General features: G+C 41.7%; 14 protein-coding genes. 6 read left to right on the top strand and 8 right to left on the bottom strand.

Translation table 11 applies throughout. The annotated features are described in order from the left end of the window. Nucleotides 1-4: 4 nt before the first annotated feature. The 3 genes from MHI41_RS01965 to MHI41_RS01955 are packed head-to-tail and all read right to left on the bottom strand — an operon-like array spanning nt 5 to nt 5131. Entirely contained in the window at nt 5-1090 is a 1086-nt protein-coding gene (locus MHI41_RS01965) for an ABC transporter substrate-binding protein (RefSeq protein WP_224559191.1), read from the bottom strand. After that, a complete protein-coding gene (locus MHI41_RS01960) occupies nt 1087-3072 on the bottom strand; it encodes a hydantoinase B/oxoprolinase family protein (RefSeq protein ID WP_342494485.1) in 1986 nt (661 codons plus the stop codon). Before MHI41_RS01960 ends, MHI41_RS01965 begins: the two co-directional genes overlap by 4 nt. Then, nucleotides 3062-5131 carry a hydantoinase/oxoprolinase family protein gene (locus tag MHI41_RS01955; RefSeq protein ID WP_342494484.1) on the bottom strand — a complete coding sequence of 690 codons (2070 nt, stop codon included), beginning with the start codon at nt 5129-5131 and terminating at the stop codon, nt 3062-3064. The genes MHI41_RS01960 and MHI41_RS01955 overlap by 11 nt, the downstream gene beginning before the upstream one ends. A 366-nt stretch (nt 5132-5497) precedes the next feature. On the opposite strand from MHI41_RS01955, the gene MHI41_RS01950 reads away from it, so the two are divergent. The 3 genes from MHI41_RS01950 to comJ all read left to right on the top strand — a co-directional run bounded on the left by MHI41_RS01950 (nt 5498) and on the right by comJ (nt 8275). Then, nucleotides 5498-5926 carry a NucA/NucB deoxyribonuclease domain-containing protein gene (locus MHI41_RS01950; RefSeq protein ID WP_007498233.1) on the top strand — a complete coding sequence of 143 codons (429 nt, stop codon included), beginning with the start codon at nt 5498-5500 and terminating at the stop codon, nt 5924-5926. A gap of 127 nt (nt 5927-6053) precedes the next feature. Beyond that, a complete protein-coding gene (locus MHI41_RS01945; protein ID WP_342494483.1) occupies nt 6054-7751 on the top strand; it encodes a methyl-accepting chemotaxis protein in 1698 nt (565 codons plus the stop codon). Between the two features lie 137 nt (nt 7752-7888). Further along, complete coding sequence (gene comJ / locus MHI41_RS01940) at nt 7889-8275, top strand: competence protein ComJ (RefSeq protein ID WP_342494482.1); 387 nt, start codon at nt 7889-7891, stop codon at nt 8273-8275. A gap of 1 nt (nt 8276) precedes the next feature. On the opposite strand, the gene MHI41_RS01935 is transcribed toward comJ, so the two are convergent. Next, nucleotides 8277-9083, bottom strand: coding sequence for an AAC(3) family N-acetyltransferase (locus MHI41_RS01935; protein ID WP_342494481.1), 807 nt, complete (start codon nt 9081-9083; stop codon nt 8277-8279). Between the two features lie 24 nt (nt 9084-9107). Then, on the bottom strand, nt 9108-9527 hold the full coding sequence (locus tag MHI41_RS01930) for an Lrp/AsnC family transcriptional regulator (protein ID WP_026050043.1): 420 nt from the start codon (nt 9525-9527) through the stop codon (nt 9108-9110). A 116-nt stretch (nt 9528-9643) separates the two neighbouring features. Here MHI41_RS01930 and MHI41_RS01925 point away from each other — a divergent pair, with 116 nt between their 5' ends. After that, complete coding sequence (locus MHI41_RS01925) at nt 9644-10408, top strand: MBL fold metallo-hydrolase (RefSeq protein WP_342494480.1); 765 nt, start codon at nt 9644-9646, stop codon at nt 10406-10408. A 46-nt stretch (nt 10409-10454) separates the two neighbouring features. On the opposite strand, the gene MHI41_RS01920 is transcribed toward MHI41_RS01925, so the two are convergent. Then, complete coding sequence (locus MHI41_RS01920) at nt 10455-10784, bottom strand: YckD family protein (protein ID WP_342494479.1); 330 nt, start codon at nt 10782-10784, stop codon at nt 10455-10457. Nucleotides 10785-10965: 181 nt separating this feature from the next. On the opposite strand from MHI41_RS01920, the gene MHI41_RS01915 reads away from it, so the two are divergent. Together MHI41_RS01915 and MHI41_RS01910 are read left to right on the top strand one after the other, a co-directional pair. Further along, nucleotides 10966-11838 (top strand): transporter substrate-binding domain-containing protein, encoded by an 873-nt coding sequence (locus tag MHI41_RS01915; protein WP_008347852.1) that lies wholly within the window; start codon nt 10966-10968, stop codon nt 11836-11838. A 12-nt stretch (nt 11839-11850) separates the two neighbouring features. Then, entirely contained in the window at nt 11851-12528 is a 678-nt protein-coding gene (locus MHI41_RS01910) for an amino acid ABC transporter permease (RefSeq protein WP_008347854.1), read from the top strand. A 224-nt stretch (nt 12529-12752) separates the two neighbouring features. On the opposite strand, the gene MHI41_RS01905 is transcribed toward MHI41_RS01910, so the two are convergent. Continuing rightward, nucleotides 12753-14051, bottom strand: coding sequence for an arsenic transporter (locus MHI41_RS01905; RefSeq protein ID WP_282834071.1), 1299 nt, complete (start codon nt 14049-14051; stop codon nt 12753-12755). 129 nt (nt 14052-14180) lie between these two features. Further along, the gene (locus MHI41_RS01900; protein ID WP_008342058.1) at nt 14181-15413 is read right to left on the bottom strand and encodes a helix-turn-helix domain-containing protein; all 1233 of its coding nucleotides are present in this window, start codon (nt 15411-15413) and stop codon (nt 14181-14183) included. Between the last annotated feature and the right edge of the window lie 13 nt (nt 15414-15426).

Below are 15426 nucleotides of genomic sequence, written 5' to 3'. Positions count from 1 at the left end.
TCACCTATTTTCCTCCGCCTAATACTTCATTCCATCGATTTGTCCATTGACCGAGCTCCGAAGTCGCTGTTTCGTAATCTACCCAAGTCAGCTTGCTATAATAATTTTCGCCAACCTTCACTTTCCCCTTAATTTTGTCTCCGTATTTCACATCAGAATTCGACATGCCATAGTAAGATTTTTCTGAGAAGGCTTCTTGAGCTTCTTTCCCGCTAAGGTAGTTTAATAGCTTATAAGCCGCTTCCTCATGCTGACTTCCCTTTGTTAACGCCCAGCTCGCAACTGCTGCCACAGCGCCTTCTTTCGGATATGAGAATCCAATATCCATCCCTTCTTCTTCAAGTGCAAATGCTCGGCCATCCCAATATGGAACTGCCGTCACGTCACCACGTTCTAACAGCGTTTGAATAGACCCTGGGTTATCAGGAAAAGCAGCTACACGCCCTTTTAATTGTGCTAGGCTTTTAAATGCTTTATCAATATCCTTAGGATTTGATTCTGTCCCTCCTTGAGCATGGACAAGTGCAGAGAAAAATTGTAAGCCCGCTGAATAAGTTGGGGAAGAAATCGCCACTTTCCCTTTCAGCTGATCGCTCCATAAATCTGTCCAGCTGTTTGGCTCCTGTTTGACAAGATCTTTTCTATAAGCAATTCCAAGCTGTCCCATACTAAAGCCTGCTGCATATTGTTTTCCATCAACAGTGAGTTTCTTTTGAACAGAACGATAAAGCTTTTTCACATTCGGTGCTTGATCTTCATCAATAGGCGCAAGAACGTTTGCCGCAATACCTCTTTGAATCGTATCAGGCTGTAAAATAAGCAAATCATACGGTGGATTTTTACCATTAGATGCTTTTAATTTTGTAAACCATTCAGAATCTGCCCCAGAGACCGTTTGTACTTTAATGCCTGTATCCTTTTCAAACTTTTCGAGGATTGGCTTAATATTCTTTTCCCAATCCCCTCCGTAGACACCAACGATCACAGTCTGCTGCTGTTTACTTTGGTCCTGCCCATTTCCACCGCATGCAGACAGCAGTAACATGATGGATAGGACACCTGCAAATATGGTCATTAATCTTCTTTTCATAATTCGTTTCCCCCTTTTTGTTGATTCAACTGATGAAGTGCTTGAATAATATCCATCTTTGTTAACGGTTCTTGTCTATGACTAAAATGAGAATGAACCGCATGTTTATAGTGCGTACGCTCATTTGCTGGGTATGAACGAAGCTGCACAGCAAGCTCACTGCTGGCTTCGTCCGTCCACACTTTCTCATAAGCTGCTCTTTGTTTTCCAAAATCCCAAGCGACAGCATCAGCATCATTCACCTTTTCACGAAGCCTGCTCGTCTGTTCGTCATCAATTTTCCATTCATTATGATCTCGATAGACTTTGACGCCATATTGCTGAAGTGCTCTTCCTTCACTTAATAGCCCTGCTTCCACTTCATGAAGGACTTTTTCTTTCGTTCTAGCAAATGGATTCCCCCATCCTCCTCCACTTGGTGAAACCAATTGAACAATATCGCCTTTTTCAAGACGCATGACATCAATTTTCGGCTGGTTTTGTGTCTCCCCATTTGGTTTGGTCAATTTCACCTCACCAATTGCTCCTGCACGTCCGCCCATTAACCCCCAAGGTTGAAACTTCATTCGTTCCATTCCTCGTGCCGTCACCATCGATTCTGGCTTGATCATTTCAAATTCTAAACCAATTGCATGTCCCCCTCTATGTTCCCCTGCTCCACCTGTGTTTGGCAGCAGTTCATATCGGTGTACATGAATATCAATATGCTGTTCCAAGCTCTCAATGGGTGTATTTTTTAAAAATCCTGACGAATGATCAATTCCATCTACTCCATCAGTCCCTTTTTGAGCACCGCCGCCTCCGCCTAACGGTTCGACCACAGACATTTTTCTGCCTCCTGTTTGATCATCAGGAACAGAGAGAACGACGATAGCAGATTGACCTGCACCTGCCGCCGGCACTGCTTCAGGCAACAGCTTACCAATAGCACCTAGCACGACATTATACAGTCTCATTGTAATGGAATGCCGAATACCGACAGAAGCCGGATATTCTGGATGGACAAGCGTTCCTTTAGGTGAAATCACGTCTATCGGATACGTAATCCCACCATTAATCGGAATAAAAGGATCTTTACTAATGATGTAATTGATCAACCCTTGATACAAGAAGGAGTGCTTTTGACCATTGGTGACAAGATTAAAAGCTGTCTTAACTTGCGGGTCACACTCAGAGAAGTCCAGTGTCAGCTGTTTCCCTTTGACCGTCAGCTTGATCTTTAATCGGATCGGCACGTCCGAAATCATATCATCATCCAAGTAATCAGCGAATTCACTCGTTCCATCAGGGATGGCTTCAATTACTTTGCCTGCGCGATCCTCTGCTTGCTTCAGCAGATCAATCATTCCTTGCTTCACTTCGTTTTTTCCAAATTTCTCGATCATTTCTTTTAGTCTGATTTCTGCTGTATTAACAGCGGCAATCATCGCATTAATATCGCCATCATTTAAATGACTCGCCCGGCTATTAGCTCTTAAAAAGGTACGAACAACCTGATTCTCTTTTCCACCTTCATAGATTTTCACTGGTGGAATTCTTAATCCTTCTTGATGAACATCTGTTGCAGTTGGAGAAATGCTTGAAGGGACAAGACCTCCCACATCACTTACATGAACAAAAGACCAGGCATAGCTGACAATTTCATCTTCTATAAAAATGGGTTTGATGATATGGACATCTGGCAAATGAGTCGCTAAACCGTCTGTCGTATAAGGATCATTTGTGATGATAATGTCACCAGGCTGCATCGGTCCGCTTTCTTCAATCGCTTTTTTGAGACTCAGCCCTAAAAAGATCGTGACACCGACTGTTTTTGGGTAAACAAAGAAATCCCCAGAAGGCGTGGCTAATGCTGTGGCAAAATCCGCCGATTCTTTTACGAATGTTGTAAAGGATGTCCGCTCAATGACATGTCCCATGCCTGATGCAATCGCATTAAAATAACTCCTCATCATCTCAAGCTTTGCTGGATCAGTTCCCATGTAAAGCCGCCTCCCTTGAAATCACCAAGTTTCCTGAATGGTCTATGCTGCCTGCCCAGTTTGGCAAAATCAATGTTGTCGTATCATCTTGCTCAATGATGGCAGGTCCTTTCACAACAGCACCTAATGACAAAGTACTCCGATTGTAAACAGATGCTTCGTACTCTTTTTCTTCTATAAAGATTCGTCTGTATGATTGTGGTATTAAAGGCTGTCCGCTGCTTTCATCAACAGGAGAGAAAGGCAGTGGAGGCGTTTCACCTATAACCCGAACTCGCAAATGAGTAAATTCAATGTTCGCCTGATCATCTCTATGGCCATATTGACGCTCATGCAGGTTGTGGAAAGCTTCAATCAGGTGATAGACGTCTTGTTCCTGCTTTAGCCAATCCACCGTTAATGGCAATTCAATCTCAAATGCCTGTCCTTGATAGCGGGCATCTGCTAATAACAAAATGGACGTTTGTTTGATATGTTGAATGTTTTGCTGGCTGAACCAATCCGTTGCTTTGCGAGAAAGCATTTCATAATCTTGTTTTAATTCGTCAATCGTATAGTCTTGTAAGCAGATTTTCTTAGACAACACAGCATCATGGATAAAATCGGCTGTAAGTGCACCTAGCGCACATAATGTTCCTGGACTTGGAGGGACGACCACATTTTTTGCATGAATTTCTCTCGCAAGGAAATTCGCAACAACAGGCCCTGCCCCGCCAAATGCCAACAAACTAAAATCTCTAGGATCAAACCCTTGCTGCTCCATGACATTGCTTAGTTCTGTGTACATATTGGCAACAGCCACTTGAATCAACTGGTCAGCCGCCTGTTCGACCGTTTTATGAAGCTGATCAGCAATTGGCTGAAAGGCTATTTCCGCTGCAGACCGCTGCAATTGTAAATGTCCTCCGGCAAACCGATCTTGATTGAGGTAACCGCATATGAGAAATGCATCGGTTAAAGCAGCCTTTTTTCCCTTTCCATACGAAGCAGGTCCAGGCTGCGAGCCAACTGATTCCGGTCCTGCTTTAAGAAGCCCGCCTTGATCAAGCCATGCGACAGAACCTCCGCCAGCCCCTATCGAATACATTGCAACAGATGGAAGAATGATCGGAAATCCTGAAAGCTGATTCGATTGAGCCATTGTAGGCTGCCCATTTTGAATGATCGAGATATCTGCACTTGTGCCACCAACATCAAACGTAATTAAATTGGGTTCATTTGCAGAAGTTGCAATTCTCGCCGCACCAATTACACCAGCTGCCGGGCCAGAAAAAAGTGTTTTAACGGGTGAAGTGGCTGCACTTTCTGCATCCATTAAACCACCATTTGATTGGGTAATGTATGGAGAAATTGGTACACCTTCTTCTTTCAAGCGGCTTTTCAACGTTTGTAAATATTGTTTCACCTTTGGTTGAATGTACAAATTGACAACAGACATCACTGTCCGCTCATATTCCCTCATTTGGGGCCATAACTCAGAAGACGTCAGGACTTCTAACTGTGGGTAATGGTGATGAATATAGGCTTTAGCTTGTAATTCATGAACTGGATTCTGATAACTATGTAAAAAAGAAATGACAATGCCTGCTAGTTTTTTAGACATGACCTGCTGGACAGCATCATCTAATTGCTGCAGTTGGAGAGGTTTTTTGATCGAACCATCATGTATGAGCCTTTCACAGATTGGATATACATGTTTTCGTGGTATCAATGGTTCTGGCAATTGAGAATTGAAGTCATAAGGGATGGGTAGACGTAAACGCTGTAATGACAAAATGTCTTGAAAACCTTCTGTTACAAAAAGGGCTAAATCTGCTCCCTTTCTCTGCAATAATGTATTAAGACCGATTGTCATCCCGTGTACGAGATATTGTATTTTGGATAAATCGACACCTCTTTCTTTTAGAAGTTTCAGCCCATTGATAATTCCTTGAGCTGGGTCATTTGTCACTGTAGGTGTCTTGAGTTCAGTCAGCTCCCCTGTCGCTTCATTCATCAGCGATAAATCAGTAAATGTTCCACCTATGTCTATTCCGAGCCGATAAGAGACATCCGCCATTTGTACTTCCCTCCTGCAATGTAATTAGAATCATATTTTGATAAATTACGACATTTTTTGATATTTGACTCCATATTATTAAAGCATATCGGTCTAGTCAATTTTATTTTTTTGAAATTTCTGTGTGTTAAAATCTTGAAATTAGCCCAAAAACCAATCATAAAGCCATTTTGCATCAGCATATATGTTTTTTGAGCAGCAAAATTAAATTTTTATGAGTTTGTACAACGAGGAAAAGAGCATAAACAGGTAAAAACCGTTTTTCGAACTTTAAAAGACGTTTTTTCAAAACGAGGAGAAATTGGTAAGTAATTCTGCTATACTTCTGTTTACAAAATACGCTAAAGAGAAAGAGAGCTAGCATCTATGAAACTTCTTAAAACCATTCTCTTGCTTTTATTGATTGTCATTGGTATAGCGACAGGCTATGTCCAACTAGGGCAACATAAACAAGAGACGACAAACTCTTCTTATGACAAAACCATTCACTTTCCATCAGATCGATATCCAGAAACCGCGAAGCACATAGAAGAAGCTATTGACGAAGGTCATTCTTCCATTTGCACCATTGATCGAAAAAATAGTGATGAGCAAAGAGACAAATCACTTCATGGCATTCCAACAAAGCGTGGTTATGATCGTGATGAATGGCCAATGGCGATGTGTAAAGAAGGTGGAGCAGGGGCTTCTGTCAAATATGTACGTCCTTCGGATAATAGGGGGGCAGGCTCTTGGGTAAGTCATCAATTATCAGATGATCCTGATGGCACAAGAATCCAATTTATTATCGAGTAGCACTATCTTTCCTTTTTTCACAACAAAAATTTCTGTGTAAGTGCATTCACGTATATCAAACATTTTTTTCATGCCGATAATCCTTAAGGAGGGATACCCCTACCTTATACCTAAAGGAGTAAAAAGCATGAAGAAAAAAGGAAAACTGAGGCTTGGCGCCAAAATAATGCTGATCTTTTTAAGTGTCCTCATCGTATTTTCAGCAGTTGTTGGTTATGTAGTGAACCGCGAAATGACAGAGAACATTAAGCAAATGGCCACCGAAAAAGCAAAAGGCGATCTAAAGCTAGGATACGCTTACCTAACTGAAAAGGTTGCTGGCTCGTGGCAGATAAAAGATGGCAAGCTTTACAAAGGAAATACTCAAATCAATAACCATGACACATTGGTTGATCAATTAGCCGAATATACTGGTGATACAATCACGATTTTCCAAGGAAATACCCGTGTTGCCACAAATGTCATGTTAAACGGGAAACGAGCTGTAGGAACCGAAGTCTCACCTGAAGTAAAGGCCGCTGTTTTGGATAAAGGCGAGAATTATTACGGAACAGCCAATGTTGCCGGGAAAGACTACCAAACGGCTTATATGCCCATCAAAAATGATACAGGGGAAACGATTGGTATTTTCTATACCGGTGCAAATCAAAGCATGATTTCACAAATGCTTCAGTCTTTCTTTATTCAATTTGTCACGGTTCTACTGTTAAGTTTAATTGTTTCTGTTATCATTATTTCTATTTTCACAAAGCGGATTCAGACACGTCTCAAACATATGGCATCTGCTATTAAGAGTGCAGGCGAAGGAAATTTAACCATCAACGTGACAGATCACACAGGCGATGAACTTTCTGAGCTGGCAGGTCACTTTAATAAGATGCGTGAGAAATTAAATCACACCATTTTAAATGTAATCAAAACATCTGAATTAGTAGCCACCTCTTCTGAGGAGCTGTCAGCTAGCGCAGAAGAAACGAGTGCAGCATCAGAAAAAATTACCCATACCATTCAAGAAGTCGCTCAATCGTCTGAACAGCAATCAGCCCAAATGACAGCTAGTGAGCACACGATGAGACAAGTATCTAACGAGCTGGTAAACATCACTGAAAATGCGGGACAAATGGCAACAAGAAGCCAGTCCGCACAAGAAATGGCCCAAAAAGGTGTACAAAATATCGGTGAAGTCAATTCACAAATGACATCTATTGCAAAATCTATTGAAGAGAACGGTACAGCAATTCAAGCGCTAGAAACACGTTCAGCCGAGATTGATCAAATTTCCAAAGTGATTACAGATATCGCTAACCAAACAAATCTACTTGCTCTTAATGCGGCCATTGAGGCAGCACGCGCAGGTGAACATGGAAAAGGTTTTGCCGTTGTGGCAGACGAAGTGAGGAAGCTCGCAGAAGAATCGCAAACATCATCCAACATGATTTCACATCTCATTTCCGAAATACAAAAAGAGATGAATCATTCGACGAGTGCCATTAAACGAGTACGAGAGGAAGCGGCTCAAGGGGCTGTTCTTATATCTCATACAGAGGAATCATTTATTGACATTCAGCAGTCAATGAAGGAAATGGCAGATGGCATTAAACATTTATCAGATGCATCCCAAAAAATCGCAGCTTATACAAATGATGCGAAGCAGACCTTTGCCTCTATCACAGAAGGCGTTAAACTGACGAGTGAACATTCACAACAAGTAGCAGGTTTAACAGAAGAACAATTTGCAGCAATGGAAGAAGTAACAGCTTCATCAGAGGCTCTCGCCTATTTAGCAGGAGACCTAAAAGAAATGGTTTCGCAATTTCACATCTAGATCCCTCAAACAGTAGCGCAAGACGGCGACAATCGTCTTGCTGCCTAACATTCTCTTCAATTATCATACTTTCAAACATTCACTTTTCAACATGATCGCCAGCTGGACAAATTTTATGAATGAAGGAGTTAATCTATATGAATGATTTAAATCAAACGTATCCCCTATCTATCTCCTATCACCAAATCACCGTATACACTGGAAGCACGACGCCACCTGTGATTGATTGGACAGATGACGATATTCTTCAAGGATTCGCAACTGGGGATCGAGGTATTTCTTTTGAAGGCATCAATAACGGAAAGGCTTCTATTATCGTGACATTAAACAGCCATGAGCCTCCATCATCCGTTGATAGAGTCATCACAGTGCCATTTGCTCAATCAAGAGATCATGTTTATCTGACAAGCGTCATGGCACAGGTACTGTCTTTCTCCATTCCAAAAGGAGACTATCAGCTCACCTGCTATATATCTGAGCACCCTGATCAAGATCTCTATTATTTTGATTTTCAGACTGCTTAGATCACGCCTGGTCGTACTGCTCAAGCCATTTTTCTGCAAAATCGACTGATTCTCTCATCGGCAATAAATACGAATTGGCTAGCCCGATTTGACTGTGGTTATAACTACATCCTGATTGTAAAAAGTCACGACCAATCTGTTCAAATAGTTCTTCTCTTGTGATGATATCTTGATACTCTTTCCACACCCTCCAACCATTCTCTAAAATGGGGGCCCCTCGTGTCATGAGGTCTTGCTGTGAGATTCGATATTCAGCTAAGTGAAAAGCTGTCACACTCTCGAATGACGTGCCAATTAGCAGCACTTTTGCATCAAGATCGTACATACGTCCAAGAGGTGAATTTTCTCCTAAACCATAAGGAAGCGCATGGTGGTTCAACACTTCATCTTTCCTTTTCCCCCAGGCAGTGAATGAGAAATGAGGATGATTGCTTCTTTCTACGCCTGGGTATTTCCAAAAGGTCTCCGCTACCTTTCCCATTGCTGTTGGAGCTGTGTAAGCCGGATCAAATGCAGGCATCGTGTCTTTGATCGGTTTCCACCAAGAATAAGGAACAGGCGGATTGATCCAATCAGCAGGATCAGACAGCTCTAATGTTTGTGCCGGCATAATCAGTGTTCCTTCATCTGTTAAAATATCCATCATAGCTTGTATAACGGCTATAGCTCCTCCATTCACCCAGCCAATAGATGACAAGGATGAGTGGACACATAAGGTCATGCCCTGCCTCACACCGAGTTGAACCAAATCCGCTTTGATTCTTTCCTTTGTGATCGGCTCAACCTGATGTTCGATTAATTTTTTCATCGTTTATTTCCTCCTGCGCCTCATCTATTCTTGATGAGTGAGACGTTTCACAGCGATAGACAATTTATAATTTGCATGCTTTGTTAGCTCCGTTAAAAATTGATCAAGCTCATCATGACTGGAGAAATGTCCTTCAGCCATATAACAGCCCTCTCCACTAATTTTAAACAGGTTTTTGATTTCTTCCTTTTGATGGAGAAACGATAAAAGCGGTTCATGATCATGACTTCGGGTAAAGAGCTGCAAAAATGTTTGGATGTTCTGCTGTGTCCGCCAGTTAATTGAAATGGTATAGGCTTCAATAATCCCCTCTTCTTCAAGCTTTAAAACTCTATTTTTAGCAGCTTGACCGGTTAAATGGACTTTTTCACCAAGTGCTTTCATCGTCAATCGACTATTCTTTGAGAGTTCTTTTAATATATCCATATCTGTTTTGTCTAGCATTGGCTCACCTCTTTCAAAAATCAAGTCGTTCCGCTGAAAGACTTTCATGATCCTCTGTCACATGAGGCTCTTTTAATATACTGTAAACTTAATGAGAAAAAAAGGAGGCCTTTCTAATGAAAATAACACTCATTCGTAATGCTACTTTATACCTTCAATATGGTTCGTCAACATTTTTAATCGATCCCTTTTTAGCAGCAAAAGGAACCTATCCACCGTTCCCGCATACTGCCAATCAACATGTAAACAATCCAATTGTTGAGCTGCCTGCAAACATTGATTTGGACAAGATATTACAGCCGGATGCTGTCCTGCTCACTCATTTACATGTAGATCACTTTGACGACGAGGCAAAAAAGAGATTAGCTCAAACTTTGCCGATCTATACTCAATCAGAGAAAGATCGCACGGAAGTAAAAGAAGCTGGATTTCAGCATGTTACATGCATTGAAGATGAAATGGAAATTTGCGGTGTTCATATCAAACGAACTGGCGGGCAGCACGGGACAGGAGAAACCGCTAAACGGATGGGACAAGTGAGCGGTTTTGTTTTCTCTCATCCTGATGAGCCTACTCTTTATATTGCAGGAGATACCATTTGGTGTGATGAGCCGAAAGAGGTTGTGAATACATGCCAGCCAGATATTATTGTGGTCAATAGTGGGGCTGCCCAATTTTTAGAGGGAGATCCCATTACGATGACAAAGGAAGAGATTGTAGACATTCACCATACTCAACCACAAGCTCAAATCATCGCCTGTCACCTTGAAGCCGTGAATCATTGTTTATTAACAAGAGCCGCATTAAAATCTTACATTCAAGAGAATCATGCAGATCAGGCCATTTTTGTCCCTCAAGATGGTGAGACGCTGACCTTTTAACACATAAACAATAAAAACCGGCACCTTGCTGCCGGTTTTCTTAAACTTATGGTCGATGGTGCTGTGGTTTTTTTAGTAATGGAACAAACCCGTTATTTTTTAAGTGATTGTAATGTTCATCCATTCGTTTTGTGATGTGCGTGCCTTGTTCCTTCGTTAACACACCATACTGAACGTATTTTTCGAGCACTTCTTTTCGTTTAGACAAAATTTGCTGTTCAAGTACTTCAATTTGTTTTTGTTGCTCTGTCGTTAATTTTACTTGATGCGTGACGGGGCGCTTTTCCATTTGGGGTGTTTCTCCATGAGCCGTATTCACCTGAAAACCAAATAATAGCACCATCGTTAGTATGATCAAACCACTTGTTTTTTTCATCTCTGTCGTTCCCTCCTTTATTCGATTTTAATTTGCGCACTCTTTCCTTTTTTATACATTATTCACACCATCAAATTGCACATAATATTCTTACTTTTTCGCTTTTCATCTGAAAACGTTGTCCTAACTGAAAAAGCGTGCTATGTTTTGTTTTGTATAAAAAATAGAGGAGGATTCTTAAATGAGTCGTTTTTATCATAGAAAACCTATATGGGTGCTGCTTGTTGTGTCTGCTCTCATGCTTGTCATGTCTGCTTGCAATCAATCAGGCTCATCTCAGTCTGGAGAATCAAAGTGGGATCAGATTCAAAAGAAAGGGAAAATCGTGGTCGCTACTTCAGGCACCTTGTATCCTACGTCTTACCATGATACATCTAACGGCAAGGATCAATTGACTGGCTATGAAGTGGAAGTCGTCAAAGAAGCATTTAAGCGCCTTGACGTAAAAGTAGAATTTAAAGAAATGGGTTATGACGGTATGCTCAGTGCCATTAATTCAGGTCAGGTGGATGCCGCTGCAAACGATATCGACATCACAGATGACAGAAAAGATAAGTTCGCCTTTTCAACACCTTATAAATACTCATATGGAACCGCTATCGTCAGAAAAGATGATCTGTCAGGTATTAAAACGCTAAAGGATTTAAAAGGAAAGAAAGCAGCAGGTGCTGCAACGACCATTTATATGGATGTTGCCCGTAAGTATGGTGCAAAAGAAGTCATCTATGATAATGCCACAAACGAGCAATATTTAAAGGATGTTGCAAACGGCCGTACAGATGTCATTTTAAATGACTACTACTTGCAAACACTGGCGCTTGCTGCATTCCCTAAGCTAAATATTACGATCCATCCAGACTTAAAATACATGCCGAATGAACAAGGGTTTGTGATGAAAAAAGACAATACAGAGCTTCAAAAAGAATTAAATCGTGTATTAAAAGAGATGAAAAAAGACGGAACCATGAAAAAGATTTCGGAGAAATTCTTTAATCATGCTGACGTCTCAAAGAAAATTGATGTTGATGTCGAAGATGTCGACATTTCTAAATAAGGAGCCGCAGCCGTGGGAGATATTCATTTAGAATATATCTTTAATCCTGCACTGGCAAAAGCGTCATTTCCATTTGTGATGAAAGGCATCTGGCTGACGCTGCTCATTTCTTTTGTGAGCATGTTTTTTGGTACGATTCTAGGCTTTTTTATTGCCCTTGCTCGAATGGCAAATACGTGGTTCCTTCGGCTGCCTGCACGGCTATATATTTCATTCATGCGAGGGGTTCCCATTCTGGTCATTTTGTTTATCCTTTATTTCGGATTCCCTTACATCGGCATTGAATTTACAGCTGTCACTGCTGCTATTATTGGATTCAGCTTCAATAGTGCTGCATACATTGCCGAAATTAACCGGGCGGCTCTCTCCTCTGTTCCAAGTGGTCAAGTGGAAGCCGCCAAATCACTTGGTCTCAGCTATTGGCAAACGATGCGCGGAGTCATTTTGCCTCAATCCGTTCGCATTGCACTGCCGCCCCTGACCAACGTCATGCTTGATTTAATCAAAGCTTCCTCACTAGCGGCAATGATTACTGTGCCAGAACTCTTCCAGCAAGCAAAAATTGTGGGCGGAAGAGAATTCGATTATATGACCATGTATATATTGGTTGCCTTGATTTACTGGGGCATATGCAGTGTGGTCTCATTGCTCCAAGACTTTTTGGAAAAACGCTACGCGAAATATCTATAACAACAAAAAACAGATCCATGTGATCTGCTCAGATTGTTAACAAAGGGCTAAAATGAACTTTATTTTAGCCCTTTGTTTTCTTTTCAGCGTGATAGAAAACCTTTGCAGTCTAGGAAGGACGAGTACTGGCGCGGAGCGAATTTAACATTCGTGAGCACCAGCACGCAGGACTGACAAAGAATGCGAGGGTTTGTCTATGCGCTGAGATCCATGGGATCTGCTTTTTAATGTATCAGCCATAACCACACATACAACCCCAATAACGTGATGATCAGAGTCGGTATGGTTAGAATGATTCCAGCTTTCATGTATGCCCCCCAAGAAATATGCACACCTTTTTTCTTCAAGACATGAAGCCACAGCAATGTCGCCAATGAACCGATTGGGGTCATTTTCGGGCCAAGGTTTGAGCCGATGACGTTGGCATAAATCAGTGCATCTCTCATCACACCTTCTGTATCTGTGTGACCGATTGCAATCGCATCAATTAAAACGGTTGGGAGGTTGTTCATGACAGAGGATAACACGGCTGCCAGGACCCCCATAAACATCGTTCCCGCAAGTAAACCGTGTGACGCCCCCTGTTCAATCCACGCCGCTAAAATTTCTGTCAGGCCGACATTTTTCAACCCATACACCACGACATACATGCCGATAGAGAAAAACACAATCGACCAAGGTGCTTCTTTGACGACTCGTTTTGTCGCTACTTGTGGACTCCGTTTCGCCAGCCATAAGAAAGCAATGGCAATGCCTCCTACAATGATTGACACCGGAATGCCTGCCAATTCCCCAGCAAAATATCCAACAAGCAAGCACCCTAACACATACCAAGATAACCGGAACATGCGCAGATCACGAATGGCCGAAGCTGGTTCCTTCGCCTGCGAAACATCGTACGTTTTCGGGATGAGTTTCCGGTAAAACACATACAACACAAGCATACTAGCGCCAAGCGATACAAGGTTTGGGACGAACATGTTTGCTGTATATTCAAGAAAGCCAATATGAAAATAATCGGCTGATACGATATTGACCAAGTTGCTAATGACAAATGGCAAAGAAGTCGTATCTGCAATAAAGCCGCTTGCCATGACAAATGGCAGGATCATACGCTCATCCAGCTTCAACGCTCTGACCACAGATAAAACGATCGGGGTTAAGATAAGTGCCGCTCCATCGTTGGCAAAAAAAGCTGCTACCACAGCGCCGAGCAATGTTAAATAAATAAACATGCGGACCCCGTTCCCTCTTGCGGCTTTTGCCATATGAAGTGCCGCCCATTCAAAAAAACCAATCTCATCTAAAATCAATGAAATGATGATAATTCCAATAAATGCAAAGGTGGCGTTCCAGACAATTTGGGTAACTTCCCATACATCGCCCAAATGAACGACCCCAAAAGCAAGAGCAAGAATCGCTCCCCCGCACGCTGACCATCCAATGGTTAAACGTCCTGGCTGCCAAATGACAAGGACGAGGGTCATGATGAAAATCAAAATGGCCAAGGTGACTGATCCCAAAGGTGGCCCTCCTTTCACTTTCCTCATAAAATCTTTATCTATCATACAACGAAATAAGGCAATTGTATGCCATTTTATGATCTCGCATAAAAATCCGCAGGTCATCCTTTGCACCTGCGGAGTCCACGCCTATTGATCTTTTTTCATCAGCATCAATTCAATAAATAACTCACATCGCTGGCTAAAATGACTTAAATCTATAGACGTCATTTCAAAAATTTGTTTCATTCGATAGTTTAGTGTATTTTGATGAATAAACAACTGCTCTGCAGCTGGTTTTAACTTGCAATTATTCAATAAGTAGACCTCTAAGGTTTTTAAAAATGATGTTTGGCTGTCACGGTCTTTTTCCTTTAGGCGCAACAGATCTGGATTAAAGTCGTTTTTCTTTTTTTGGTGACTGTAAATCGAGTCTAAGAACCGGAAGACCCCCAAATGCTCGTAATCGTATGGAATCAATTCCTGCCCCCCGACAATCTTCACTGCTTTCACGACTTCTATCGCTTCAAATCGACTTGTGCTCATTTTCATGACATCTCGATATTCTCTTCCCATCCCAATATATAAAGGAGATGGGTGTGTATGCGTTTTCGATTGAAGATGGGCGACGACATCCGCAGCGGTCGCTTTTGGTGAGTGTCGATCTGACAAACTGCCTAATATCACGACGATGTCTGCTTGCACAGAGTAGACGTGATTGACCTTGTCTTCTAGCTGTAAATAGGTTCTAATCATATCCTTCACATCTTCTGCCGTCTCACTTTTATTATCGGCGGCATGAACAACCATCACAGTAAAGACAGCTGGCAGTGGAATGCTTAAATTCTCAGCTTCCCATTTCAGCTCTTCTTCTGTATAAAAATGATCATCCATGACCTTTTTGAAGAACTCTTCAATCTTGCCTTCCTTTTTCTCCAGCTGTTTCTTATTTTTATAAATGACTTTTCCAACCTGAAACGATGCCTCGTGTAAAAATTGCAGCTCCTCTTGAGAGAGAGAATCTTCAATGTCCTGCACCCAAATAAAGCCGACAACCTCTTGTTTGTGCTTGGCGCTCACAGCCACCCGGCGATTAAACCCGAGCTCCTCATGACCATTCACATAAAAAGGATTTGAATCTGTGTATAGTTGCTCAATGACCCCTGTTTTTTTTAACCAATCCACCACAGCTCCCGGACATTCCTTTGAGAAAATGGTTTGCTGATTGACTGGGTCGAACTGCTGGATGCTGTAAGAATTATAAGCAAGCAGCTGACATTCAGTACTTTCTAAAATGACTGGTTTTTTTAAATAACCACTAATAAATGCAATTAATTTATCGACATCAAAAAATGTATGAAGCTTTTCTAATATCTCTTCCATCCCGATTGCTCCC

Source organism: Bacillus sp. FSL M7-0307 (genome assembly GCF_038627835.1).
Taxonomy (GTDB): domain Bacteria; phylum Bacillota; class Bacilli; order Bacillales; family Bacillaceae; genus Bacillus; species Bacillus altitudinis.
The sequence above is the reverse complement of the archived record's forward strand: the minus strand, read 5'-3'. Positions and strand labels throughout refer to the sequence as shown.

Bases quoted from the DNA above. Each gene is read 5' to 3' on its own strand.
- comJ (WP_342494482.1), top strand. From the start codon at position 7,889: ATGAATGATTTAAATCAAACGTATCCCCTATCTATCTCCTATCACCAA.
- MHI41_RS01925 (WP_342494480.1), top strand. From the start codon at position 9,644: ATGAAAATAACACTCATTCGTAATGCTACTTTATACCTTCAATATGGT.
- MHI41_RS01920 (WP_342494479.1), bottom strand. From the start codon at position 10,784: ATGAAAAAAACAAGTGGTTTGATCATACTAACGATGGTGCTATTATTT.
- MHI41_RS01965 (WP_224559191.1), bottom strand. From the start codon at position 1,090: ATGAAAAGAAGATTAATGACCATATTTGCAGGTGTCCTATCCATCATG.
- MHI41_RS01935 (WP_342494481.1), bottom strand. From the start codon at position 9,083: ATGAAAAAATTAATCGAACATCAGGTTGAGCCGATCACAAAGGAAAGA.
- MHI41_RS01955 (WP_342494484.1), bottom strand. From the start codon at position 5,131: ATGGCGGATGTCTCTTATCGGCTCGGAATAGACATAGGTGGAACATTT.
- MHI41_RS01960 (WP_342494485.1), bottom strand. From the start codon at position 3,072: ATGGGAACTGATCCAGCAAAGCTTGAGATGATGAGGAGTTATTTTAAT.
- MHI41_RS01930 (WP_026050043.1), bottom strand. From the start codon at position 9,527: ATGCTAGACAAAACAGATATGGATATATTAAAAGAACTCTCAAAGAAT.
- MHI41_RS01900 (WP_008342058.1), bottom strand. From the start codon at position 15,413: ATGGAAGAGATATTAGAAAAGCTTCATACATTTTTTGATGTCGATAAA.
- MHI41_RS01915 (WP_008347852.1), top strand. From the start codon at position 10,966: ATGAGTCGTTTTTATCATAGAAAACCTATATGGGTGCTGCTTGTTGTG.
- MHI41_RS01945 (WP_342494483.1), top strand. From the start codon at position 6,054: ATGAAGAAAAAAGGAAAACTGAGGCTTGGCGCCAAAATAATGCTGATC.
- MHI41_RS01950 (WP_007498233.1), top strand. From the start codon at position 5,498: ATGAAACTTCTTAAAACCATTCTCTTGCTTTTATTGATTGTCATTGGT.